General features: G+C 36.1%; 25 protein-coding genes. 10 read left to right on the forward strand and 15 right to left on the reverse strand.

Translation table 11 applies throughout. The features are described 5' to 3' along the window. Positions 1–646: 646 nt before the first annotated feature. The 8 genes from ACXACQ_RS20795 to ACXACQ_RS20830 all read right to left on the reverse strand — a co-directional run bounded on the left by ACXACQ_RS20795 (position 647) and on the right by ACXACQ_RS20830 (position 7,247). The gene (locus ACXACQ_RS20795; RefSeq protein ID WP_474977922.1) at positions 647–943 is read right to left on the reverse strand and encodes a type II toxin-antitoxin system RelE/ParE family toxin; all 297 of its coding nucleotides are present in this window, start codon (positions 941–943) and stop codon (positions 647–649) included. Next, positions 936–1,184: a type II toxin-antitoxin system ParD family antitoxin gene (locus ACXACQ_RS20800; protein WP_474977923.1), complete on the reverse strand. Its 249-nt coding sequence runs from the start codon at positions 1,182–1,184 to the stop codon at positions 936–938. The genes ACXACQ_RS20795 and ACXACQ_RS20800 overlap by 8 nt, the downstream gene beginning before the upstream one ends. A 190-nt stretch (positions 1,185–1,374) precedes the next feature. Further along, a complete protein-coding gene (locus ACXACQ_RS20805) occupies positions 1,375–2,169 on the reverse strand; it encodes a hypothetical protein (protein ID WP_474977924.1) in 795 nt (264 codons plus the stop codon). Positions 2,170–2,381: 212 nt separating this feature from the next. After that, positions 2,382–2,627 carry a hypothetical protein gene (locus ACXACQ_RS20810; RefSeq protein WP_474977925.1) on the reverse strand — a complete coding sequence of 82 codons (246 nt, stop codon included), beginning with the start codon at positions 2,625–2,627 and terminating at the stop codon, positions 2,382–2,384. 118 nt (positions 2,628–2,745) lie between these two features. After that, positions 2,746–3,192: a DUF4279 domain-containing protein gene (locus tag ACXACQ_RS20815; RefSeq protein WP_474977926.1), complete on the reverse strand. Its 447-nt coding sequence runs from the start codon at positions 3,190–3,192 to the stop codon at positions 2,746–2,748. A 657-nt stretch (positions 3,193–3,849) separates the two neighbouring features. Continuing rightward, positions 3,850–5,385, reverse strand: coding sequence for an eCIS core domain-containing protein (locus ACXACQ_RS20820; protein ID WP_474977927.1), 1,536 nt, complete (start codon positions 5,383–5,385; stop codon positions 3,850–3,852). A 471-nt stretch (positions 5,386–5,856) separates the two neighbouring features. Continuing rightward, the gene (locus ACXACQ_RS20825; RefSeq protein ID WP_474977928.1) at positions 5,857–6,222 is read right to left on the reverse strand and encodes a hypothetical protein; all 366 of its coding nucleotides are present in this window, start codon (positions 6,220–6,222) and stop codon (positions 5,857–5,859) included. Between the two features lie 554 nt (positions 6,223–6,776). Next, positions 6,777–7,247 (reverse strand): hypothetical protein, encoded by a 471-nt coding sequence (locus ACXACQ_RS20830; RefSeq protein WP_474977929.1) that lies wholly within the window; start codon positions 7,245–7,247, stop codon positions 6,777–6,779. Positions 7,248–7,702: 455 nt separating this feature from the next. On the opposite strand from ACXACQ_RS20830, the gene ACXACQ_RS20835 reads away from it, so the two are divergent. The 4 genes from ACXACQ_RS20835 (at position 7,703) to ACXACQ_RS20850 (ending at position 10,641) form a co-directional block, all read left to right on the forward strand. Then, positions 7,703–8,164, forward strand: coding sequence for a hypothetical protein (locus ACXACQ_RS20835; protein WP_474977930.1), 462 nt, complete (start codon positions 7,703–7,705; stop codon positions 8,162–8,164). Positions 8,165–8,174: 10 nt separating this feature from the next. Continuing rightward, on the forward strand, positions 8,175–8,381 hold the full coding sequence (locus ACXACQ_RS20840) for a helix-turn-helix transcriptional regulator (RefSeq protein ID WP_474977931.1): 207 nt from the start codon (positions 8,175–8,177) through the stop codon (positions 8,379–8,381). 698 nt (positions 8,382–9,079) lie between these two features. After that, positions 9,080–9,706 (forward strand): putative quinol monooxygenase, encoded by a 627-nt coding sequence (locus ACXACQ_RS20845; protein WP_474977932.1) that lies wholly within the window; start codon positions 9,080–9,082, stop codon positions 9,704–9,706. Between the two features lie 71 nt (positions 9,707–9,777). After that, positions 9,778–10,641 carry a helix-turn-helix domain-containing protein gene (locus ACXACQ_RS20850; RefSeq protein ID WP_474977933.1) on the forward strand — a complete coding sequence of 288 codons (864 nt, stop codon included), beginning with the start codon at positions 9,778–9,780 and terminating at the stop codon, positions 10,639–10,641. A gap of 40 nt (positions 10,642–10,681) precedes the next feature. Here the strand turns inward: ACXACQ_RS20850 and ACXACQ_RS20855 are convergent, their stop codons facing one another. The 7 genes from ACXACQ_RS20855 to ACXACQ_RS20885 all read right to left on the reverse strand — a co-directional run bounded on the left by ACXACQ_RS20855 (position 10,682) and on the right by ACXACQ_RS20885 (position 15,840). Continuing rightward, on the reverse strand, positions 10,682–11,314 hold the full coding sequence (locus tag ACXACQ_RS20855) for a DUF4291 domain-containing protein (RefSeq protein WP_474977934.1): 633 nt from the start codon (positions 11,312–11,314) through the stop codon (positions 10,682–10,684). Between the two features lie 65 nt (positions 11,315–11,379). Next, complete coding sequence (locus ACXACQ_RS20860; protein WP_474977935.1) at positions 11,380–12,027, reverse strand: hypothetical protein; 648 nt, start codon at positions 12,025–12,027, stop codon at positions 11,380–11,382. A gap of 330 nt (positions 12,028–12,357) precedes the next feature. Then, positions 12,358–12,765, reverse strand: a complete 408-nt coding sequence (locus tag ACXACQ_RS20865) for a hypothetical protein (protein WP_474977936.1) — start codon at positions 12,763–12,765, stop codon at positions 12,358–12,360. Between the two features lie 223 nt (positions 12,766–12,988). Next, a complete protein-coding gene (locus tag ACXACQ_RS20870) occupies positions 12,989–13,597 on the reverse strand; it encodes an SMI1/KNR4 family protein (RefSeq protein ID WP_474977937.1) in 609 nt (202 codons plus the stop codon). A 64-nt stretch (positions 13,598–13,661) separates the two neighbouring features. Beyond that, a complete protein-coding gene (locus ACXACQ_RS20875; protein WP_474977938.1) occupies positions 13,662–14,375 on the reverse strand; it encodes a formylglycine-generating enzyme family protein in 714 nt (237 codons plus the stop codon). Positions 14,376–14,465: 90 nt separating this feature from the next. Next, the gene (locus ACXACQ_RS20880) at positions 14,466–14,972 is read right to left on the reverse strand and encodes a hypothetical protein (protein WP_474977939.1); all 507 of its coding nucleotides are present in this window, start codon (positions 14,970–14,972) and stop codon (positions 14,466–14,468) included. 136 nt (positions 14,973–15,108) lie between these two features. Beyond that, positions 15,109–15,840 (reverse strand): hypothetical protein, encoded by a 732-nt coding sequence (locus ACXACQ_RS20885; RefSeq protein WP_474977940.1) that lies wholly within the window; start codon positions 15,838–15,840, stop codon positions 15,109–15,111. Positions 15,841–16,187: 347 nt separating this feature from the next. On the opposite strand from ACXACQ_RS20885, the gene ACXACQ_RS20890 reads away from it, so the two are divergent. The 6 genes from ACXACQ_RS20890 to ACXACQ_RS20915 all read left to right on the forward strand — a co-directional run bounded on the left by ACXACQ_RS20890 (position 16,188) and on the right by ACXACQ_RS20915 (position 22,653). Beyond that, positions 16,188–16,745: an RNA polymerase sigma factor gene (locus ACXACQ_RS20890; protein WP_474977941.1), complete on the forward strand. Its 558-nt coding sequence runs from the start codon at positions 16,188–16,190 to the stop codon at positions 16,743–16,745. 79 nt (positions 16,746–16,824) lie between these two features. Then, positions 16,825–17,754 carry a FecR family protein gene (locus ACXACQ_RS20895; protein WP_474977942.1) on the forward strand — a complete coding sequence of 310 codons (930 nt, stop codon included), beginning with the start codon at positions 16,825–16,827 and terminating at the stop codon, positions 17,752–17,754. Positions 17,755–17,881: 127 nt separating this feature from the next. Further along, complete coding sequence (locus ACXACQ_RS20900; protein WP_474977943.1) at positions 17,882–20,524, forward strand: TonB-dependent receptor; 2,643 nt, start codon at positions 17,882–17,884, stop codon at positions 20,522–20,524. Next, complete coding sequence (locus ACXACQ_RS20905) at positions 20,521–21,252, forward strand: HmuY family protein (protein ID WP_474977944.1); 732 nt, start codon at positions 20,521–20,523, stop codon at positions 21,250–21,252. Before ACXACQ_RS20900 ends, ACXACQ_RS20905 begins: the two co-directional genes overlap by 4 nt. A 13-nt stretch (positions 21,253–21,265) precedes the next feature. Continuing rightward, positions 21,266–21,847, forward strand: coding sequence for a biliverdin-producing heme oxygenase (locus ACXACQ_RS20910; RefSeq protein WP_474977945.1), 582 nt, complete (start codon positions 21,266–21,268; stop codon positions 21,845–21,847). A gap of 5 nt (positions 21,848–21,852) precedes the next feature. Beyond that, the gene (locus ACXACQ_RS20915; protein ID WP_474977946.1) at positions 21,853–22,653 is read left to right on the forward strand and encodes an HmuY family protein; all 801 of its coding nucleotides are present in this window, start codon (positions 21,853–21,855) and stop codon (positions 22,651–22,653) included. Position 22,654: the final 1 nt, after the last annotated feature.

The following is a 22,654-nucleotide window of genomic DNA, read 5'->3' on the forward strand; positions in this document are numbered from 1 at the left end:
GGATGTGGAAGCGGCCATGTGAAGAAGGTTGGACCGATGCCTACAGTAAGCACCTGTACTCTCCATAGCTATACTTGTGATTTGATTTCCTTGAAGCCACGCTGAAATAACATAGAGATTTCATTAAAAACATCAAATTCGCGAATATCATTTGCGCTTATTGCCCTACTGCCACCCAGTGGTGGCTGCGACTTCCTACGTCAATACCCGCTGCATGAGGATTGACGACTCTTCCATTTATTTAATAATATAAGAACCTAAGGAGATGTGCTTTTGGCTTATAAATATTCTGAACGGGGTATTTGAAATCTTAAAATCCACCACTGAAATCAATTTAAGTAAATTATCAATACATTCAATCTGGTTAGCTTAAGAAATCAATGGTTTTGGTATAGGGGGAATTACACATAACGCCCATGTATGATGCGTGTGCTTGACATGAGCTCTTGAGAGGTAAAGTAGTGAAATCTGCTGAAGCTCACAACGGTTCTAATGGAATGCTGCGTTGAGAAAGATGAAAACTCCCGCGAACAGAACTGACCAAAACCTTAAAAAGTATCACGGCAGCAGATGAGCGGAGAAGGCAAGGAGAGAAGCTTGCTAGCAGCACGTTGCACATGCATTTCATACACATTGTTATGTGGATTTATTTCATTCGATTCCTCAAATCCATTCGTTCATGTAGAATTCTAGTTATCTCAACAAGTTCATTCAAAATTATGCGATAAAATACAATATGTAGATTCACCTTAATGCCAAATAAATCACTCCTTATTCCCTCGTAATTTCGTCCTTGTTGTTGGTTGGTTGCAATGGATTCAAATGTACTCGTGAGTTGTTCATAGTAGTAATCGGCTTGCCGTTCAGACCATCGATCATATGTGTAGTTCCAAATGTCTGATAGATCCTGAACTGCAAGGTTAGTTAACCGATATTTACTCATTAGTTCTTGATGCCTTCAGTTGTTGCAAATGTGTTGAAGGGTCAAAATCTTCTGCAATTCCACTATTGATTCCGTCTTGAATGGCCTTTTTTAGTGAAAGAACCTTGTTCTCTTCTTCTTCTAAGAGTCTTAATCCAGCTCGAACAACTTCGCTAGCATTCTTGAATCGACCTTCTGAAATGCTATGTTTTACAAAGTTGTCGAAGTAGTTCCCGAGTGAAATAGATGTGTTCTTGCTCATTCATCAAAAGTACCAAATTTTGGTATAAATGGCAAGTGTAAAAATTCCACATAACGGTCTCGTATAACCGTCAGTTACGGATTTAAAGTTAATAATTTTCGGTTAAGCACTGACGTTAGCAATTCTGAGTAGATTCGGACGTAGTCGAATCTGCCGTAATTGCGGTTATACATTGTTGGCAATTGGCTTTTTATTCCCACCATTCTTTTTGATTTTCAGCTTTTTCGCTCTGTTTAATCGCAAGGTTTGGTGATTTGTTTTTTAATGCAATTTCTAACCAACCTTTAATCCAATATTTTTCAGATACGCTAAATTCTCCAGCTCCAATATCAAAGTCTCTGTTAGCAATTGGAACTCTGTAATCAGCCCAATTACAATCTTTTTCTTTTTCAGTTGAATAGCTTTTCCAAACTCCTACGAAAGCATTATTCATATACCCATCTGAAATGAATTCGATGTCATCATATACCATTTGGTTTTTGGAATTCAAATACCATTTCGAATAGAGTGTACCTTTAAAAATTCCGCTGTGGTTTTGCCCTTTACTTTCGTAGAATTCGTAATCCGCGACTAAAATTCCCTGATTTTTGATTCCTTTGTCGGCATATTCGTCATCCACTCCGAAATGTAATTCCTTTACTTCTCTAATTTCTTTAATAACAATATTTCCATAAAATTCGCAAATATTGTCTTTGACTTTGGATTTGCCATAAACATTATATAGAAATGGTCCGTTTGAAATTCTAAAGATTGAAATTAATTTGATTGAAATTCTTTGATGTTCCGTACCAATTATTCCGTAAATATTTTGGTTTTCTGTAACTGACCAAATATTAGAAAAGTCATAATCAAATGACTCGTACTTTTTCAAGACATTTTCAGATTGGTAATCAACTTCTAAATCGAAATTCTCATTTATTCTATCAAGGGTTTGTCCGATTGAAATATTCGAAATGAAAAGTAGTATGATTATTATTCGGTTCATTTTTCAGCTTGTTGCCAACGGTTTGCATATGGCAATTAGGGCAATAGAAAGCCATGAACTTTCAAACTAGCACAGAGCCAAATCGTTTATTTTGTTTTTAATTTATTCATTCTTAAAAGCCAAATCAACGATTTGGCGGTATGGGTAAATTGCACTGAACTTTCGTAAATCACGGAAAGCCCTATTTGCTATATACCGTGTTGTGTACAGTTTTATATTAAGTCCTCATTATATGAAACCTCACATTCTTTTTCAGAAAAGGTAATGTTGTAAATGATACCATCAACTGTTTTGTAAAAAGTCCATACACCATCTTTATTTATCCATCCTTCAGATTCTTCCATCTTTGATTTAAAGCCTAGACAGTCATTTTCGTATAAATCGAATTTATAAAACAATCCATAATCAGGACCAGCACTTTCAAACCTATCTTCAGTTACATTTATAGAGTCTGACAATTCGATTTTGGTAATCTTTTCAAATCTGTTCTTACTTGGTGTTCGATAATCACAAGAGTTTAGTATGACTAAAGTCAATATCAATACACATAAACTTTTTAATTTCATTTCTCTTTAATTATTCATCATTCAACACTCCAATTGTGTCAGCTTTATAAACGTCAAAGTCTACTTCAGTCTCAGTTTTACTCAAGAAGTTAATTGTCCTCTTATTCAGTCCGAAATATGGGGTAGAAGCTTCTGGATTAATATCTATGTCTATTACAAATTGTAGTCTAGTTGTCAATCCAAGTTCTTTTTTTAATCTGTTGATTTCTTCAATTTTAGACTCAAAAAGAGTTACGAGTTTGTCAAGTGGAGTTTCCAAATCAATCTCTTGTCCAGCATCAATTATATAACTCCAAGAAGTTGATTTTGGAACTGTATCCTTTTTTATCTTAATTGAAGTCGGTTCAATTTCCAATTCGGCTGTAATCACATCTGTGTCGAAATAATCCGAATCAAATGAAAAATACAGGTAGTTATTACATTCTGTTCCGCTATATGTTAATTTCTCAAATGTCATTTTCTAATTGTACACAACATCCGTATAAGGGAATATTTATGGCCCTTATACACCTAAAATAAGATTAAGTTAAGTAAAAACATTAATTTATATCGCAGCATTATACATTTTAAATTAATTAAACCATATTTTACTGTAAGTGAATGATTTAATTAGCGGTATATTATCCGGATATTATACGTATAATGTCCACTTCTTCGTGGTGCTGCTTAAGCTTGTAGTAATTATTTAATATTATTCAACTTCATTATACACCTCTTTTACATTGGGGTTTTATGTGATATATCGTTGTATTTAGCCTTCATTCTAATTGCTTTGCTATTACTATTAAATACTTAAGGTGTAGGAAAATATTCAGGTTTTGAATGTACGTTAGTGATATCTAGCCTGCTAAAGCTTAAATCAAGAAATTCGAGCTTACGAAGTTTGGTTATGGTCATTGATAATATCAAGATCAGAAAGTTGAGGAGGTTGTAGTGAGTTAATACTGTAAATCTTTGTAGGTATGACGAGAAATGGTTCGGTCAGATTTCATGTTTCGTAACATGAAACTGGAGGATGAACATTCCAATTTCCTCCTCCAGTTTCATGAGTAAAGTAAATGGTTCGGAGAAACTTTACTGCGTTTGCTTCTATTAATTACAACCACTTAGTCTACTAATGGGTGCTTGGATTCCCAAAATAACCAATAGCTGTACCACTGCCTTTACCTCGACCTTTATTAAACAATGTTCCTTTTTGTTTAGATTTTTTCTCTAATTCAATATATAAATCAGCGGTTCTATTAGATATATATTCAGCACGTTGTTCCAATGTCATTTTTTTTGGATCTAAACCTTCTTCACTAATTATTTCTGTAGCCAACTTTAATGCATTCTTCTTTACAAGAAGCCTGCATAAAATTTCTTCATTTTTATTAATATTTTCACTAGTTATATTTTCAAAATTTTTAATAAACCACAACTTCCGTTCATCATTTAATCTACTGGGTTTTTTCGTAATACAGAGTTTATGTTTTTTAATAAGTGGTTTTTCAATGGCCATATGGTTAGCTTCTTGCGAAGGCTTAGTTGAGTTCATTCCAGTGGATATATGATTTTGTGCAAAGCTGGGCTTGCCTTCGACTTTTATTTTATATCCGTATTCACGGTTTAACTTATTCGATAATGTTCCAACTAATGAGGACTTAATATTTGTAGGTTCGGTTGGTTTTGCTGCAGAACAAGATAATAGAATAATTCTGTTCGTGCTTTTGGGCAGTGCCTTTCCTGGAGCAACAAGAGCCCTAATAATGGCGAAGGCATCAAACCCTTCAATATTACCAGCAGAGCCATGTCCAACAATGGCAAGATTTTCATCAGTCTTCATATCACTAAAATCAGCATTTGGACCTAAATCTGTAATGCCACCACCAACTAGCTTATTTTTCGCATAATGTAGATTTGATAGAATAACCCAATCTTTGTCTTCATTTACATCCTGTGTTGCAATGGCAACTTTCCGTTGCATGGTTTTAGTTTCATTCTGAAAAGACGTATTAGCTACTGTTCTGTTTTTATTTACGTTGCCATTCACCTGAATAGCCTTACTCCCCATCACATCCGCTTCTTTCTCTAACCCGGCATCATCATTAATATTTACTTTGCCTTTCATTTGCATGGTGGGCTTTACTCGTCCCTGCTTTTGCTGTACCACATGCCATGCCTCATGGGGTAAGTGTTTTTCTTGTCCAGGAGCTAAATGAATGTCTGTGCCCTGAGCGTAAGCATGAGCCTGCATTTGTGCTGGTTTATCGGAATTGCGGTGCACTTTAACATCATCCATAGCATAGCCAGATAGGTTTTCTATGCCTGATTTCAGGTTATCGGGCAGGCCAGTTTTATTCTCTTTTTTCTGTATTGGATGCTGGCTGCTAGTGTGCTGGTCAGCCATAGCTTGCTGCTGAGCTCCTTGCTGAACAGCAGGGCTGTTATTAGCTTTTTGCTGCATAGCATGCAGCTGAGTTACGTATGGGCTACTATTGGCCATTTGCTGCATGGCTTGCAATTGAGTAACGTAGCTACTACTGTTGGCCGCTTGTTGCGCTACCGATGCTGAACTAAATCCTTGGCTAGAGGATTGCCGTTCACTTTTAGTAATATTCGTATTTAACCGAACATTACTGTCTTGTTCTTTTTCTATATGACTAGACATATCTAATAAAATTAGCGTCTTAGCCTTCGGATATCATGAGCGGAGTAATAAGTTTGGGGAAAACTCTACCGTGCTTTGACTGGGTGAATAATTTAGGTTCTTAAATTTATCAATAAATAGTTTAATGATATCTGGTTGTAAACAATTTTAATAATGGGGCATCAACAGCATTATATATAGAGCACCCTGCACACAAATTCAACCAACTCATAACCAACAATTTAAACACACATAGAACTATAAATATTTATTTACAACATTAGTGTGCAATCATGTGTACTACACCTGACTTCAATATCAATTAATTTCGGATACGGTCTCAATCTCAGGTTGCAATAAAGTTTAAAACTCTGTTGGCTTATTCCAAAAGAAAAACAACTGAGGTGTAACCGTTTTTACTTCTCTCCTTTTCATTTAACCCCAATAACATTGGTAAAATCGGAATAGGTAATGAGCATTCTATAAAATGAACTATTCTCTATCTAATCTTTTAAAACCAAAATAAATCAACCCACAACAGATTATTAGGCCAACTGCAGCAGGAATCAAAATAGACTTACCGGACTCACCTGCATTTTGAATACTCCACACCACTTTTCCCGTTGCCATAAGCACCACTACCCCAACTCCCATTATTAAACTGCGCTTCCAACAAGCTAGTCCTAAGGCAATAAATGAAATAGGAATTGTTAGGGTGATCAGCTGTTTCCTCAAACCCCATTCACCATGTAAATACGCTTTTTCAAATTCTAAAAAGCTAATAACCTCCTCACTCACCACATCTGGCTTAGGAAACCAAAACATACTTGTAAATAAGGCGAACAAGGACAACATCATGCCGGAAAAGCTTTTTTTATAAGCGAAATAACAAAAGGGTAGCAAAAATAAAGGCCGCAGGTACCAACTCCATTGGTTGTGGTGCCGCTCAAACACCCAATTAAAGAAAGAGTTATCTATCATGCATATCAGAATAAAGGCAACTGTGAGAGCGAAAAAAACTGCCCCAATCATTAAATCTTTACTTCTACTGTTCATTAGTTTTAGTTAATGCAATACTACCTTTTACACATATACCTAATTACAGGCATCATCATGTAAAGGCTCCAACATTAAAGTCAAGCAATACACGGCAGAAAATAGTCTTTTGAGCCATTAGCAATGGCATACTATAAAAGCTACAGGATACACGTAAGCTAAACCTTGGCTACCCAAATGATATTGAAGCACGATAAAGGTTATTACTAATGTGCAGGACTGCTATTTTCTTTCTCTTATTTCAGATGGTTTATATAAAAAACAAAATCCACTTCAACTGGGGAGACATTAATTCATTAACAATTTATATTAAACCCTCCTTCTCCCATTTTCAAAATGGCCATGATCACAACTTTCTACTTTTTTAATACCACCTCAGCCTTATGAACTTTTAAGGTTGAATTTTCTGATGCCACCAATATTCCTTTAAAAGTATATTGACCATCTTCGTCTATCTTCACCTCTGTATTTTTTCCTGAGAAACTCCAATCAGTCTTTCCCATCAAAGAGGTCTTTACCTCCCCTATTGTAATGTTTTTTTCTGTTGGGTCAATTTCTAAGTTTCCAAAATTTTCTCCATCTTTTAAAATTTCAAGCCTAAACCTCAAGGCAACATCACCTTCGTACTCTATATCCATATCAGACCAAATAGCTATTTCGTCATCTTTCTTTAAGTCTAATGACACTTGTTTAATAATCAGGTTGTCGTTATCCGTACTAACCTCATTAATTGGAAGCCTACCTACTTCCTCTCCTGTTAATGCACTGCAACCTGCCAAAAGAAGAATTGAAAAAGCTGCGATTTGTAACGATAGTATTCTTTTCATTTTTTTATTATTTTCTTTACACCATAAAATATAGCACAGAAAATGTGTGCCATAAAAGCAACAAAGCCTAGGGTTTCCCTCCGAGCCAAACCTTATATTTTAGCTCGATGTAAGGATAAATACAAGCCAAAAGTAAGTTGACTACCCCCTTTTGTAAATATAAATATTTTGCAAATAAATTATTTTTTAATAACAAATTATAATATCTACATTTCAAAAAGGTTACAATCTTTGTTAGATTATACCTCGCCACTTGAGCTTTATTTGTTGGAGCATTTATACTAAGCCGCTTAATTATAAAGAAACTAACCATACCACCTTAGCAATTGCAGCTGTAACAACTAAGTCAAAATGTTTTATTAATACATTTTAAGTAAAGTTTTATTTACTAAATGTAAAGTTTACTTGACTTATAGATGAGTTTGCTTTACATTTACTCAAAACATCCATTTATTATGAAAGCAAATTTTTTATTCCCTAATAAGTTCAAAAAAATCGGTTGGACGATACTTATCCCCTCCGCCATCATGGGTTTGATAACACTTGTTTACGAATATGAACCAAGCTTTTTAGATTTTAACATGCCAGCTATCTTTGTCGATAGAATTACATTAACTGATAGCACGCGAATTTTTAGAATGGTCAACAATAATATTCTCAATGAGCTTCTAGGAACGTTAATAATCATCAGCTCTCTATTTGTCGCGTTCTCCAAAGAGAAACTAGAAGATGAATACATCTCCAAAATCAGATTAGAATCTTTAGTTTGGGCGGTTTATGTAAACTATGGAATCTTGTTATTTTCATTTTTGTTTATTTTCGACCTTTCTTTTTTGTGGGTAATGATATTCAACATGTTTACAGTTTTACTATTCTTCATAATTAGATTCAACTGGCAAATTTCCAAATTAAAATAATCAGCTTATTATGAAGAATAACCTAAAGGTAGAAAGGGCTAAAAAGAATATAACGCAAGCTGAATTAGCCAAATTGGCAAAAGTTAGTAGACAAACTATTAATGCAATGGAAACAGGAAAATATGTTCCATCAACAGTTTTAGCGCTCAGATTAGCTCAAATTTTTGAAGTTGAAGTAAGTGAAATTTTTACTTTGGAAGATTCTGATTGGACTTAGCCCATATTAAGACCTTCAAGGCACGATTTAATTGTCAACGTTCCTAAATCACTATTATCATATTGGCGATATACCGTGTTCGCCATTTTTTTCTTTTAACTCTTCTTCTAGGCCAAAACAATCTTACTCTACCCAGTTTAGTCTACTGAATCAAGAAGTACTCCCTGACTATCATAAAACTTCCAAACCCCTATTTTTCACCATTCTTAAAGTCCTCAATCACTTCAAAAGAACAATCAGAATGGTGTTGTTTTACGGTGTAATTCAGTAAGTTTTTTTTACCATTTCGAAAGATTTTCTCTTGTTTTCCATGGCCATTATCACAGGTTGCTTGAACTATACCTTCCTCTTTAGATGAACAATAGAAAAGGTAAATCCTACATCAAAACGTTACTTATACAAATTTCAATTCCTTCTTCATAATTGCCCCTATCGGTTTGTGCATGTGTAGTAAGACAATTTAATTAAATGAAAGAGCACCAAACTGCCATAGCTTATACTCGTAATAATAAGGCTTTTGAAAATTGTCCATGCCTAAGTAAAAAACATCCATTCCATAGTCCTTCGATTCATCTCAAATTTGCATTGTATCAAAAAAAACAATGAAAATGACAGCTAAAGTTTCATTCATATTAACAGCTATTTTTTTACTGGGATCTACAATTCAAACATTTTCAAAATCTAAAAACACAAAAACTATGAACAGCACAAAAACTGAAACTATCGGATTATTAGTAATTATAAAGGCAAAGCCAGGCAAAGAACAAGACGTCAAAAACTTCTTGCTCGGAGGACTAGATTTAGTAAATCAAGAACCTCAAACCGTATCTTGGTTTGCTTTTCAAATAGACAATAATACCTTTGGCATCTACGATACTTTTGAAGCTGAAGAAGGAAGAAAAGCACATTTAAAAGGTGAAGTTGCCAAGGCATTATTAGCAAATGCAGGCGATATACTAGAGAGCTTTAACCCAAGCACAGACATCCAGGCAATAGATGTAGTGGCATCTAACCATAAAACTGGATTACAAAACAAAGGTTTGCTTGTTATCATGAAATCTAAAGAAGCTAAGACTACGGATGTCGAAAGTTTCCTTAATGTTGGTAAGCAATTAGTGGGTAATGAAACAAAGACTTTATCTTGGTATGCTATAAAAATTGACGCTACCACGTATGCCATCTTCGATACTTTTGTTGATGATTCTGGCAGAGATGCACATTTAACAGGGAAAGTTGCAGCAGCACTTATGGAAAATGCTCCAGTCCTATTAGATAGCTTTGAGGCATCGGCAATTCAGAAAATAGACATTATAGCTTCGAAATAATTTTTATCTTTAAAAAGGAGTGTTCTCCGCACTCCTTTCTTTTTAATAAGTAATACTCTAAAAAGTTTCTTATGGCTCAAACTATTATAGATAAGCAAAATGGCGAACTAGCCTTTAGACTAGAAAGGTTTGAAAATCTTAATCAATTTGACCATTTGCAGAGAAAAAATTACTACTCTATTATTTTACTAAAAGGCAATAATTTTAAGTTAACCGCAGATATTTCTACTTATGAACTGCAAGGCTATCAAATGATTTGCTTGTCGCCTTATCAGCCTTTTATGCTCACTTCTGAAGAATTTTGCTCAGGATGGTTGTTAAACTTTCACCCAGATTTTTTCTGTACATATAGGCATCAAAATGAAATTGAAACAGAGGGCATTCTTTTTAACAATTTTCATGGTTTGCCGCATTTTAAAATTTCAGAAGAGGCTTTGTTTTTTAACCTCATAGATCAAATTTCAAAAGAGATGAATAGAGACTCTATTGCTCAACATGAAGTTCTTGTGGCTTTTTTAAAGGTATTTTTAATAGAAGCAGTGAGACAAAAAAAACAATTCGATAAAGATATAGTACCTAAGCTCTCTGATAGTCAATCTGAAATATTACAAAATTTGGTAGATTCTATTGAGAATAATTACTGTAAGCTACATTCCCCTAAAGATTATGCAGATGTGCTGTGTGTTAGCACAAAAACATTGGCAGAAATTGTAAAAAAATATTTACAACAAACACCCAGTTCATTAATTTCCAATAGAATTATAATAGAAGCCAAACGCGAATTATATTTAACTTCAAAATCTTTGAAGCAAATCGCTGCTAATCTGGGTTATGCTGATGAGTTTTACTTTAGTAGGTTTTTTAAAAAGAAAGTAGGTGTCTCCCCTGATAATTACAGAAAGACAGTAGGTTTTGCTAAACTAGAAAAATTGTGATTGTAGGGGGTAAGGATTAGTACATGCTACTCACCATGTTTTAATTTTTTTCTATTCCAAGTTTATCAATCAGGTCTGAATCTAAAATTGGGTAAACCTGCTCTACAGGAACGAGTAAGTTATTTTCGTCATCTATATTGTTCCGCTGTTCAGTTACAAAATCGGTTATATCTTCAATACTGATGATGCATTTTGAATTAAACTCTTTCAACATAGATCCCTTCATACCTATTTGAATTGCTCTTCTTTCCAGTTTCTCCCCTTTAGGGCCATGATCTGGGTCCCACTGCAATCGGACTTCTGTATTTTCTAATCGCATCTTCCATTGTTCATGACTCCCATAAATATCTTCATAATACGAAGAGTGAGTGGCCTCATGAAGTATATGATTAAATCCATTGTGAGTCAGTTTAATTGCTAAAATCCTCTCTTGCCACTCCTTTGTGGCCCACCCTGCACGATACATCATCCACAAGAAATTGGGTTTAATCCAACTCATCCTCGTAAAGCTGTAGTCACTTCCGCCAAATTTCTGTTGTTGGACAGCATACGTTGCTATTGATGGTTTAAATGCCTGATAGACAACAATTCCTTCGTCATCATAGCTTGCTATTATTTGTTGTCCTCTCTTAGGAATTCTTTCTCTGTAGGACTTATAAGATTCTGTAATCATTTAATTGTTATAAAGATCATCAATGATTCGTGAGGACTCCTCAGCACTATTCTGCTCTATGAAACCTATTCATCAGCGTATGTTAGCATCTTTTTTTCTATTTTTCCATTCTTCTGCACTTTAAACATTTCTGTTTTATCGTCTCCATAAGTTCGTTTAATGGTCATATCAGGCATCAGCCATCCTGAAAAATAGATTTGATTTTCATCATCCCACTGTGCTAAGGTTAAGTTAGCTATCAATTTGCCATCAAAGGTAAAAGTTCGTAGGTCAAAATGGTAATTCCTATAGCCAGAATTGTTCCTCCGGTTATTAATTATAAGTAGAACATAATTCTCCGTTACTAGCCGTTCATATGGAAAATACTCAACTCTTCTAATTATTGGTTCCATATAAGAAGAATCAACGTAAGTTTCAAGTGCGCCTTCTAGCTCGTTAGGAGTAAGAAAGTAATTTAAGTTTTCGTCATCAAATGGTAATATGTTGGCCGATTCTACCATATAGAGAATAGAGTTAGAATCACTAAAGTCACCTAGACTAAAACCATGAGGCAGTTGAGTTATTTCATAAAAGTATGGTTGTTCAGGCACTTCCTGATAGTTGATGTCTGAGAAGTTTTTGATCAACTGATTTTCAATGACTATCCTCTCTGTTGGCTGCCTGGAGCATGAAAAAGCAAAAACTATAAAAATCATTAATAAGAACTTGCTCATAGGCTACTCTACAGATTGACACTAACCAGTTTGGCGCTGTGCCCCCACTGGCTAACGGTTTTAAAATAGTAAATTTGCCAATGTTCCCAAAGTTTCCATGTGCTATTACGTTAAGAAAATTAAAAGCTTCTATAAACTGAGACTGCTAGAAAGCGTAGAAGTTTTCTTAGCAGCCGATTCACGGTGACGTTCCACCGAAACAGTCTAAATGCTCCGTTAACACATCCGTCCATACACAATGTTATGTCTCGTTTTTCAACAGTTATTCGCATTTATAATTTACACTTGTCAGGTTTTCCATGTTACCTACAGATCACATAAACAACTATTTTAATGATGCCTATTTTGCTTTGCCATCCCGTGTTTTTCTGATTCGGCAATTCTCTTGTTTCTCCATCCCCAATACCCCATTTTAGGTTTTATATGTTTAGTTTGTTGATGCATGAGCTTAAGAAAATCAGTATTCGTTGGAACTCTTATACCATTTTTTTTCTCTAAGCGTCTTTGTTTTATTAAACCCCCTATCATGCGTAAATAATCTTCTCTCTCTCTTTTTAAATACAGTGCAATTTCATGTATTTGTTGAAGGTTGGGCCACTTTTTCTTAACAGTTCTATCAAAATTAAAATCAGCTTCAATTTTCGCAAAAATTGAATTGAAAGATTTTCCAGTTGTTCCCGAATATGCCTCAATACACCTATGCAACTCAATCCAAGCATGAGAAACATCAGAATTCATCAAATTTCGGTAACAGCAATTGAACTTACTCACGTAGTAATAACCAATATTTATTTTTTACAATTATGATATCTTTATATTCAATGAAACCTCTTCATCTATATGTATTGTAATCGATTACTTCTGTATTTTAAGGTCGAAACTGATTTTTCCATCCACCCCTGGTTCAAATGATGTGATATTCATTACTCAGTAATTGTTAGCGGTCTGTGTGAAATGCGTTTTAATACATCCATTTTTGTACAATATCCCTTCCAAGCATTTCATTCAAAATCTCTTCACACCATTCTTCCACTTGTTCCTGTCCGATTTCCTGATTAAATAATTCTGCCTGACAAAAAACCAAGCACCCTTTCAGATAGTCATTTACATCGTCAAATAGTTTTGTCAAGAAAGGTTTAGAATCGTGATCATAATAATAGATTTCCTTAGTTTCACTATGAAAGCAAAACATGTTTCCATTGCCTAAATAATCACTGAAAGACACCAAAAATGGTAGATGTTTTTTGTCCTCGTCTGAAAAATCTGGTCCATATTCAGGTTGGTCTTTCCATATATCTTTTATCCATCCAATTTCATTCAAATTCTGTAATTGTTCGCCAATATTGGCAACTCCAAATTCTTGATAAAACAATTTTAAACGATCAGGTAAAGCAGTTCCCAATCGCTTTTCCAATTCGGATATTTCTTGCACAGAAATTGGCGGAGGTAACTCATAGTCCCAATAATCAGCAAGTTGAGTTAGAATATATTTCGTTTTATTCGTCCAGTTTTCATCTCCTATATTTTCAAAAGGAATAATGATTTCTGATTTTGACTTTATATCTATCATCTCTAATTAATACTAACGTTTTGGGTATGCGCAGTGTCCCGAAGTGTATTGCATTTAGATTTTGTTAGCTGTTGTTGCTATTTTTTGAGTTAGTGGCAATTCTAAACCCCAGGTCATCAATTTTGAACGAAAAGGGGTGACTTCTTCTTCGAGTTGTCGCCATTACGCTTCTTTCTTGGTCGCACCAGCCACCACCACGGAAAATGCGATACGTTCCGTATACGGTTTCGTCATAAATGTCTGAACACCATTCCCAAACATTGCCCAACATATCATAAAGTTCCCATTCATTTGGCTTTTTTTGTCCAACTTCTTGAGTCCTATTGATGGAGTTTTCTTTAAACCAGGCTATTTCACTCAATTCTCCATGTCTAATCTCTTTTGTGCCTGCCTGGCAAGCATACTGCCATTCCGCTTCTGTTGGTAATCGGAATCCATCTGCTTTAGCATTCATGGTTACCTTTTCAGTTGCTAAGTCAATTGTATAGCATTTGTCTTTTCCCAAAGAGCTAGATAGTTTATTACAAAAAATCACGGCATCTATCCAAGAAACTGTCTCAACTGGTAATTTGTCACCTTTAAAAGTCGAAGGATTGTTGTCTGTTACGACTTTATAGAATTCTTGGGTTACTGGAAATTTACTGAGTTCAAACGAATCTATATCAACTGACCAAGTTTCCTTTGTTCGGTCGTCTCTCATATGTACTGTCCCCGGAGGAATGGTCACAAACAACTCGTTAATTACTTCTCTATTTATCTTTCCTTTTATGGTCTCCACGTTGTTTTTTATAAAATAACGATACCTATAATTGCCGTGGCGAAGCAGTCGCAAGGCGTAGACAATTAAACCTTGATAGCCTCGGCTGCTTTATTTACTTTTCCGCCCTACCTCAAGTCTTTCTAATTGATTTTTTATTCTTTGTATAATTGATGTGTCAGAATCTCCATGAATATCTCTCATTGTGTAATTTTCTTTTTCTGGATTTTCTATATTCTTAAACTCATTTACTCCTAAATTGAACAACGCTTGTCCAAATCTTTGGTCATAATGCTTCGAAAGATATTCTGAAATTAAATCAAGAATCTCCTTATGTTCTTTTTTAGGATTAGACTTACTCCATTCTTCTTCAAATTCCGTCTTCTCTATTTCAAACTCTTCAAATTCAACTACATCCAAAGGCTCTGTTCCCAAACCTCCATAATCATCAAATCTTTTATCTGAATGATATTTTAATCTATTTCCGTTTTCGTATAGCTCAATTTGCCGACTAATGTATTTATCTTCTTCAATTTCAAAGTACCAAATCGATGTTCCCCATGAATCATATTCATCTCCTCTTGTTTCATCCCATTCTCTTTTGTAGTACTTTTTCATTATTCCTTAATTGATGCCAACAACCAGCTATCGGGTGCATGTTTGCAGCTATTGAATAGCACGAAAGTAGTAAAATCTGCCTAAGCTCACAACGGTGGCAGTTGGCGCATTCTTGTTAACGACTGTAATATATCGGCTATCTCACAAACGCATCCATTGGATTGTACTCGGTTATTTCGTATCCGTTTTCCGAGAATTCAATCAGATAATAGTGAAATTTATCTTGGTTGTTCAGCTTGCCGTCTTTGTTGATATCCTCCAAAGTTCTGAAGTATAATTTGTTGTCGCCCTTTAACATTCGATGATCATAGAAATCATGCAGTTCTTTAGAAATCTTTTTGAAATTGGTCCCATCAATGTTACTTAAATAGAAAGACTCCAAATCCTGTGAATTCATTTTACCGTCTCCATTCGTGTCTCTGTCATACAGGGAGTACATTAAAATTTGCTGTTTTGTACTGTTGTAAATGTCTCGTAAAAACAAGACTCGGTTAATCGTCATCTTGTGGTTAGTCAATGGAGTTCGGTTACCGTTCATATCCTCAAAAACAAGGTTGATGAACTGTCCTGATAAGTGGTCCTGATTAAAATAACTATAGCTGATTTCTGAACCTCCATATGAACCGGAACCGAATTTGCTGTATCCACCACGTTCTTGTAAATCCACAAACCCAACAGCGTATATCAACACTTCGGTACTATCAAACCGAACCGGAAGTTCAGATACTAAAATCATAGTAGTATCTTCAAAGATGTTGACAATAGTTGCAACAGTATCAATCTGATTTTCATAGTCGATCTTGGGAGTGCGCTCAGAACAAGAGAAGGTTAAAACTCCAAAAAATGCTAGTATCAAAAGTCTGTTCATATGGAATATTGAGATGATATATAACACCCGCACAAGGAAACACCTCCCTTACGCGCTAAATATAAAATAAAGTTAAGTAAAATATCAATATATCATGTTAATAAAAGATTTTTAAATTAGTAAAACCACGTATTAGTACTAATATCATATTTACTTAGTGATGTATAATAATATAATATTCTTTGCCATTTGCGTGGTCTAACCTTGGATTATGTAATGAGCTATCTTCATTCCATTATATTAAACTCCTAAAACACAAGTCTTAAAATAGCTAGAAGTAGGTATTGCCACCTATATAGACATGTTGTATACTTGCATTATTTAGAATTAATCTAAATAAATAAACATTGACTTTTCACCAGCTAAATGACCACAATCTACTAAGAGAACTTCAAAGAGGCAGCGAAATAGCCTTTGAGACATTATTTGATCAATATTGGGATCATGTATATGTAATCTGTCTCAGGGCCACAGCAAATGAAGAAGAAGCTAAAGAAATGACCCAGAATATTTTCAAATCTGTATGGGAAAATAGGAAAAAGCTTCAAATCAACACCTCTTTTAAGCATTACTTGGCTAAGGCTGCCAAATATCAGGTATATAACTACTACCGAGATAGACAGCTACACAAAAGCCATATGGAATGCTTCTATTCGGACTTTTGTGGTGAAGACAACTGCACTGAAAATGAAATATATTTTAATGAACTATCTCACAAATACGGCATTCTTATAGACAGCCTCCCATATGCCTGCAAAACAGTATTTAAACTCAGCCAAGAGCAGCACCTAACTCACCAACAAATTTCTGATAGGCTGAACATCTCCATTAAAACCGTTGAATATCATATGCGTAATGCCCGCACCTTTCTTCAATCTCAACTTCAGGTATACCGCCAGGCATAAATTCAAAAAAATTCGCATCCTGCACTAGGGTCATACAAGAGTTATGTTACTATATAAATGAGTGACTAATACATCTTAAATGAGCAGTATAAACCCCGAACTTTTAGAGCGATACTTCCAAGGCAACTGTACCCCTAAAGAAAAAGAATTGGTAGACCGGTGGTTCGCCTCTGAAGAAACCGAGTCTAAAGATGATTTTTTTGAAAGTGACCTTGACAAAAAACAGCTAAGAGATGAGCTATGGAATGGAGTAAAACCCAAAAAATCAACTCACACCAGATTAATATACCTTAAAGCTGCGGCCATGGCGCTTATATTTTTATCAGCAGGCCTGCTTATTTATAAGAAGTATAACAGCACTGATGCTACTCAATACAGAACAGTGGAAGCCACTGCGGGACAAACAAAAAAATTGATTTTAGAGGATGGAACACGGATTAGCCTTAATGGCAAAAGTCAGGTAAAAATCCCTGAAACCTTTGATAGTAATGAAAGAGTAATACTTCTTACTGGTGAAGCTTATTTAAAGGTAGCGAAAAATCCTAACCGTCCCTTTAAGGTAAAGACTCGCACCACTACCATAACGGTTCTGGGTACCATGTTTAATGTAAAAGCTTACGCTGAAGACGACCACGTAATGGTGACGGTAAAAGAGGGCAAAGTACGTGTGGCCGACTCCATAGTAGGCCATGTAATACTTACACGAGGTGAGGCCGCCATACATGATTTTGAAAATAAAAAAATCACTAAAAAGAGTTTAATAGGCAACCCAGAGCCAGCATGGATCAATGGTGGCTTTGTATTTAAAAACCAAACCTTAACGGAAATCGCCAAGACATTAGAAAGAAGATTTCCTGTTAAGATAGTATTTGCAAGAGACGATTTATCTACCTATAGGTTTACCGGCACCTATAACAATACCCCCACTTTACAAAAGATAATGGATGATATCTCTCTCACTATGCAGTTGAAATATAAAATTGAAGAAAATACAGTATCAATATTTTAAAAGAAATGCTACTAAAGCATAAGAAATAACAAAATATAAAAATAGAGTTTGGTGCTGTTGCACTTAAATTTTCGCGCCAAGCCATTATTCAATAGTCTGAGAAACGAAGCCTTAATCAACTAAAACTATGAAATCTTTACCGCTGAGAAAGCCTAAGATTTTACGTATTCCTCTGTGCTTTGCCTGCTTGTGCATAGCCGCACTATGTGCTCCATCATGGGCTACTGGCAATAGCGTATTAGATAAAAAAATATCTATACGATTTGCAGATATTACCTTAACCGAAAGCCTTGAAATTATGGCTCAACAGGCAGGATGTTCCTTTTCGTATAGCTCCACCCTATTGCCCATGGATCAAAAAATATCACGATCTTTTGAGCATAAATCCATCCGTTTTATCCTAAACAGTTTACTAGGAAAGTACTTACTAAATGTAACCGCAAAGGGGCAAACCATAATATTAGTAGCCACAGTGGGCCGGATATCGGGCTACATTACCGACAAGAATAATAACCCCATTAGCTATGGCACCATTACCTTAGAAAACACAGGGTATGGCTCAGTAGCAAATGATAAAGGGTACTACGAGCTTAAATGTCCACACGAAGGCATTTTTGATTTATCAATATCCGCGATGGGCTATGAATCATTACAAGAACAGATAGAGATAACCACCGGCCAGCACTACAACCGTAATTTTCATCTCCATGAAAGCACCGTACAGATGAATGAGGTAGTAGTAAGGGCCAATCGCAATGTAACGGCTTCGGCTACCCGCACACTAACAGCTATCAAAGATTTACCAATGCCTGTAATGGTAATAGACAATCGGCAATTAGAGATGATGGGCAGCAGACGGCTCAATGAAGTACTTCAAGAGCAAACAGGGCTGGCGCTTACTACTGATCCTAGTGGAGCTTCCAGTTCGGTAGGGCTGCAAGTACAAGGCTTCGATGCTTCCTATACCATGATTATGATTGATGGGCAACCTTTAATAGGCAGAAACTCAGTAGGCATATTAGACCTTTCACGCATCACAGTAGCCAACATCGATAGAATTGAGGTAATAAAAGGCACCTCCTCCGCCATGTATGGTAGTGATGCATTGGCCGGTGTGGTCAATATCATTACAAAGGACAAGCAAAACAACAATTATCAGGGTATGACCAGTGTAAAATATGGCTCCAATAATGTCTTTGATGCTACTTTAGATGGAGTTTTGCCTATTAAAAAAGATAAACTCACAGCCAATGTAAACACTAACTTTTACCGCACTGATGGTTTTGATGCAGACAACACTACTCCTGGCAAAACACAACCGCCCTATCATAGCTACGCCCTTCAGGGTAGTATCCACTATTTACCCAGCGAAAAAAGCTTTGTCAAACTATCTGCTCGGTATGCGAAAAGGCATCAAAACAACCACTATAATCTGGACCTTTTGGGAGAGCGAGAAGACACCAATATTGAAAAAGACTTCTCTGCCAGTGCATTGGTAAAAAATAGTTTATCACAGAAGGTGACGCTACAATCTCAATATTATTTCACTCAGTACAATGCCATAACCTCTTCCTCAGGACTGCAAAATAATGAGATATCTAACAATGAGTTTACTCAATACTTTCATAGGATAGAGTCTTATGCTAATTATAATATTCACAATAATGTGGTGCTAACCACTGGTGCTGGAGCAAACGTTGAGCAGCTACAAGCTACTCGCTACGGAAGTGAAAGACTGATGAACACAGTTTTTGCCTACCTGCAAGGCGATTATAAACCTACAGAAAAGCTGGGGCTTTTGGCTGGCGTAAGGTATGATGGGCACAATATTTACGGCTGGCAGCTCAGCCCTCGACTGGGTGTAAGGTATACTGTAAATAAGCAACTTACATTAAAAGCTACAGGTGGCTCAGGCTTTAAAGCTCCTAGTTTTCAGCAGCTATACCTCTCATTTACTAACCCTAGCGCGGGGTACACAGTACTGGGAGCTTCCGTTTTTGATGCAGAAATAGAAAGGATGCAAAATAACGGTGAGATAAAAGCATTATATACCACCACAGAACAGGTCTCCAGCTTAGAAGCTGAACATTCTTTGTCTTTTAATGCTGGCTTTATGTGGACTCCTTCTTCAACGATCTCAGTAGAATTTAACGGTTTCTATAATGATATAGACAATATGATATTTGAAGAACTAGCAGGCTTAAAGCAAAACGGATCTCAAATTTACACCTACAGAAATATAGACCAGGCTTTCACTAAGGGCACGGAAATTAATGTATCATGGTCTGCCCTACCACAACTTACCTTTTCAGTAGGACACCAACTATTATACGCCAAAGACAAAGGTGTAATAGATGAAATTGAAGCAGGAGAAACTGAGATAAGAACTCCTGAAGGAAGGATCATATCACCTCAAAAGTCAGATTATTTCAACCTGAGCAATCGCTCAAGGCACATGGCCAATTTCAAAGTATTTTATGAATACCTGCCTCTAGGCACCGCACTAAGCGTAAGGGTAAATTATAGAGGAAAATACGGTATAGGAGACAGAAACTACCCCAACAATTTCATAGACCCTTATGACCTATATGCTAGCGATTATATACTGCTAAACGCTACTGTAGAAAAAAGAATCTTAAAGCATCAATTAACCGCGCAGTTTATATGCGATAACATAACAAATTATAACGATCCTCTTATTCCTAATATGGCAGGGAGGCAATTCTTGTTGTCTTTAAGCTGGCAATTTACAAACCCTAATCGACCATGAAAATCCTGAAATATATTTTAATACCTATAGCTGCTGCAATATTTAGTTGCTCATCTGAAAGTGACCCTGCACCGCCTGAAGTTATACTAACTACCATTGATGCGAATACCAGCATAGACGAAAACACCGGCACTATGTACATTACTGATCTTCCGGGCTCTGTAGGAAATACATATGCTACGGGGCACATTCCTGTATTCTTCAGCCTATCAGAGCATGCCATTATCAACCCTTACAACAATGAAAATCAGTTGCAAGAGCTTCCCGACTCACTAAAAACCAGCACACTTTGGGACTTAGGTTTTACTGAAATTTATAACTCCTCTATTATCATAAACAACGGCAACATAGCTGGAAACCCTGGAGAAAACGGCCCGGGAATAGGAAAAATAATAGTGATAGATGCCCTTTTTGATGAAGTAGATGCCGCCCCCACTGACCAAGAATTTGATGAGTTTATGAAGAATCAGACGGCCACAGGCTGGGAAAACTACCCTCCGGGCAGCAAAGGATGGTACTTTTATAGCCTAGAAAGCCACATCATGTCTCCCATATCCGGAGTAACAATAATCATAAAAACTGCAGAAGGTAAATACGCCAAAGTTGAAATGGGATCTATCTATTTAGGAAGCCCGGAAAACCCAACGGTAAATACCCCTTCCCCATATTTCAATTTTCGCTATTTCCTTCAAACGGATGGCAGCAGAAACTTAAAAACAAGAAATTAAACTAATCTGACGTATGGAACCAATACACACTATCATCAAACAAGCCACAAAGGAAGCACATCAAAATTTAGAAAAAAAGGTGGTTTTAAGGCTTAAATCATTACGTAGTGAAGCTGACTATGCTGATCTTCTTAAGTGTTTTTTCAGTTATTTCCATTCACTGGAACATGCCATGTCCCCTTACCTATCAGATACCAGTGTAATTCCAGATTATGCAGAAAGACGCAGCTCATTATACATAAAAAATGACATCATAGAACTAGGCGCTAACATAGATCAGCTTCCCGCTTGCAGTGTGCCTGAGATAAATAATGCTGCCGGAGCTCTGGGGGCTCTTTATGTACGCGAAGGGTCAACAATGGGTGGTAGCATAATTGTAAAAATGTTGCAAGAAAAAGGTATTACTAAAGGAGTATCTTTCTTTTCTGGCTATGGACCAGCTACTGGTGCAATGTGGGGAAGTTTTCTCAATACACTAGACCTTAATACCTCAACAGAAGAAACTAAAGAAACAGCTATAAGTACAGCTCAGTCTACTTTCGAACATTTTTCAAGGGTATTTACAAATCAATCAGCAACCATCACAACTTCATAATCAAGATGCTAACAACCAAGTACACACATTACCTGAGTTCATTATTACTTGTTTTTGTAGCTGTCCTTACATTTAGCTGCAATGAAGATGATGTAGCTCCCGATGCTCCTGAAGATGACTCTACAGCAGCAAAAGGTATAGAAACATTCTATATTAAAAATCTGGTAGCTGACACATTAGCTAATTCAGGTGGCTTTGCCAAGCCTCTCTATTTTAGTTTGGAAAATAATAAAGTTGTATCAGAAGACTACGCACTGTCTAACGAATGGGACATTTGCTTCTCGGGCACTTATAATAGTTCTATCTATGCTAATAATGGCAGCAACCCCAATTCACCAGGCTATGGGGGTCCCGGCCAGGGACTTTTATACCTTAACATGGTAGATGAAGTAGAGGCCAAATACTACCCTGGCCCTGGCAAGCCATTGACCATTTTACCGGAAAAAGAATTATTTGATGAAGCATTCAATGCCACACCGGAGGTACCTGTTGCAGATACAGAATTTAGCTCTTCTGATATTTATCTAGACTTTTTTATGGGTAGCTCCTATGGCTGGGCCTACTATGACTTCTATGGAAAAATGTTCCCTGATGGTGATCCGGCTCTAAAAAGCCACGTATGCTATGCTTTACCCAGAGTAATCATAGTTAAAACAGCCAAAGGCAATTATGCAAAACTGGTTATTTATAGCATGTATGAAAATGCCCCTACCGTACCCGACAGAGCATATACCCCGGGCTATATTACTATGACCTACGCCATTCAAAGAGATGGATCTACCGATCTGAACCATAACAAGGAATAAT

It is taken from the genome of Fulvivirga sp. AWR4_260 (genome assembly GCF_056158185.1).

Bases quoted from the DNA above. Each gene is read 5' to 3' on its own strand.
- ACXACQ_RS20795 (WP_474977922.1), bottom strand. From the start codon at position 943: ATGAGTAAATATCGGTTAACTAACCTTGCAGTTCAGGATCTATCAGAC.
- ACXACQ_RS20800 (WP_474977923.1), bottom strand. From the start codon at position 1,184: ATGAGCAAGAACACATCTATTTCACTCGGGAACTACTTCGACAACTTT.
- ACXACQ_RS20805 (WP_474977924.1), bottom strand. From the start codon at position 2,169: ATGAACCGAATAATAATCATACTACTTTTCATTTCGAATATTTCAATC.
- ACXACQ_RS20815 (WP_474977926.1), bottom strand. From the start codon at position 3,192: ATGACATTTGAGAAATTAACATATAGCGGAACAGAATGTAATAACTAC.
- ACXACQ_RS20820 (WP_474977927.1), bottom strand. From the start codon at position 5,385: ATGTCTAGTCATATAGAAAAAGAACAAGACAGTAATGTTCGGTTAAAT.
- ACXACQ_RS20825 (WP_474977928.1), bottom strand. From the start codon at position 6,222: ATGATGTTGTCCTTGTTCGCCTTATTTACAAGTATGTTTTGGTTTCCT.
- ACXACQ_RS20830 (WP_474977929.1), bottom strand. From the start codon at position 7,247: ATGAAAAGAATACTATCGTTACAAATCGCAGCTTTTTCAATTCTTCTT.
- ACXACQ_RS20835 (WP_474977930.1), top strand. From the start codon at position 7,703: ATGAAAGCAAATTTTTTATTCCCTAATAAGTTCAAAAAAATCGGTTGG.
- ACXACQ_RS20840 (WP_474977931.1), top strand. From the start codon at position 8,175: ATGAAGAATAACCTAAAGGTAGAAAGGGCTAAAAAGAATATAACGCAA.
- ACXACQ_RS20845 (WP_474977932.1), top strand. From the start codon at position 9,080: ATGAACAGCACAAAAACTGAAACTATCGGATTATTAGTAATTATAAAG.
- ACXACQ_RS20850 (WP_474977933.1), top strand. From the start codon at position 9,778: ATGGCTCAAACTATTATAGATAAGCAAAATGGCGAACTAGCCTTTAGA.
- ACXACQ_RS20855 (WP_474977934.1), bottom strand. From the start codon at position 11,314: ATGATTACAGAATCTTATAAGTCCTACAGAGAAAGAATTCCTAAGAGA.
- ACXACQ_RS20860 (WP_474977935.1), bottom strand. From the start codon at position 12,027: ATGAGCAAGTTCTTATTAATGATTTTTATAGTTTTTGCTTTTTCATGC.
- ACXACQ_RS20865 (WP_474977936.1), bottom strand. From the start codon at position 12,765: ATGAATTCTGATGTTTCTCATGCTTGGATTGAGTTGCATAGGTGTATT.
- ACXACQ_RS20870 (WP_474977937.1), bottom strand. From the start codon at position 13,597: ATGATAGATATAAAGTCAAAATCAGAAATCATTATTCCTTTTGAAAAT.
- ACXACQ_RS20880 (WP_474977939.1), bottom strand. From the start codon at position 14,972: ATGAAAAAGTACTACAAAAGAGAATGGGATGAAACAAGAGGAGATGAA.
- ACXACQ_RS20885 (WP_474977940.1), bottom strand. From the start codon at position 15,840: ATGAACAGACTTTTGATACTAGCATTTTTTGGAGTTTTAACCTTCTCT.
- ACXACQ_RS20895 (WP_474977942.1), top strand. From the start codon at position 16,825: ATGAGCAGTATAAACCCCGAACTTTTAGAGCGATACTTCCAAGGCAAC.
- ACXACQ_RS20900 (WP_474977943.1), top strand. From the start codon at position 17,882: ATGAAATCTTTACCGCTGAGAAAGCCTAAGATTTTACGTATTCCTCTG.
- ACXACQ_RS20905 (WP_474977944.1), top strand. From the start codon at position 20,521: ATGAAAATCCTGAAATATATTTTAATACCTATAGCTGCTGCAATATTT.
- ACXACQ_RS20910 (WP_474977945.1), top strand. From the start codon at position 21,266: ATGGAACCAATACACACTATCATCAAACAAGCCACAAAGGAAGCACAT.
- ACXACQ_RS20915 (WP_474977946.1), top strand. From the start codon at position 21,853: ATGCTAACAACCAAGTACACACATTACCTGAGTTCATTATTACTTGTT.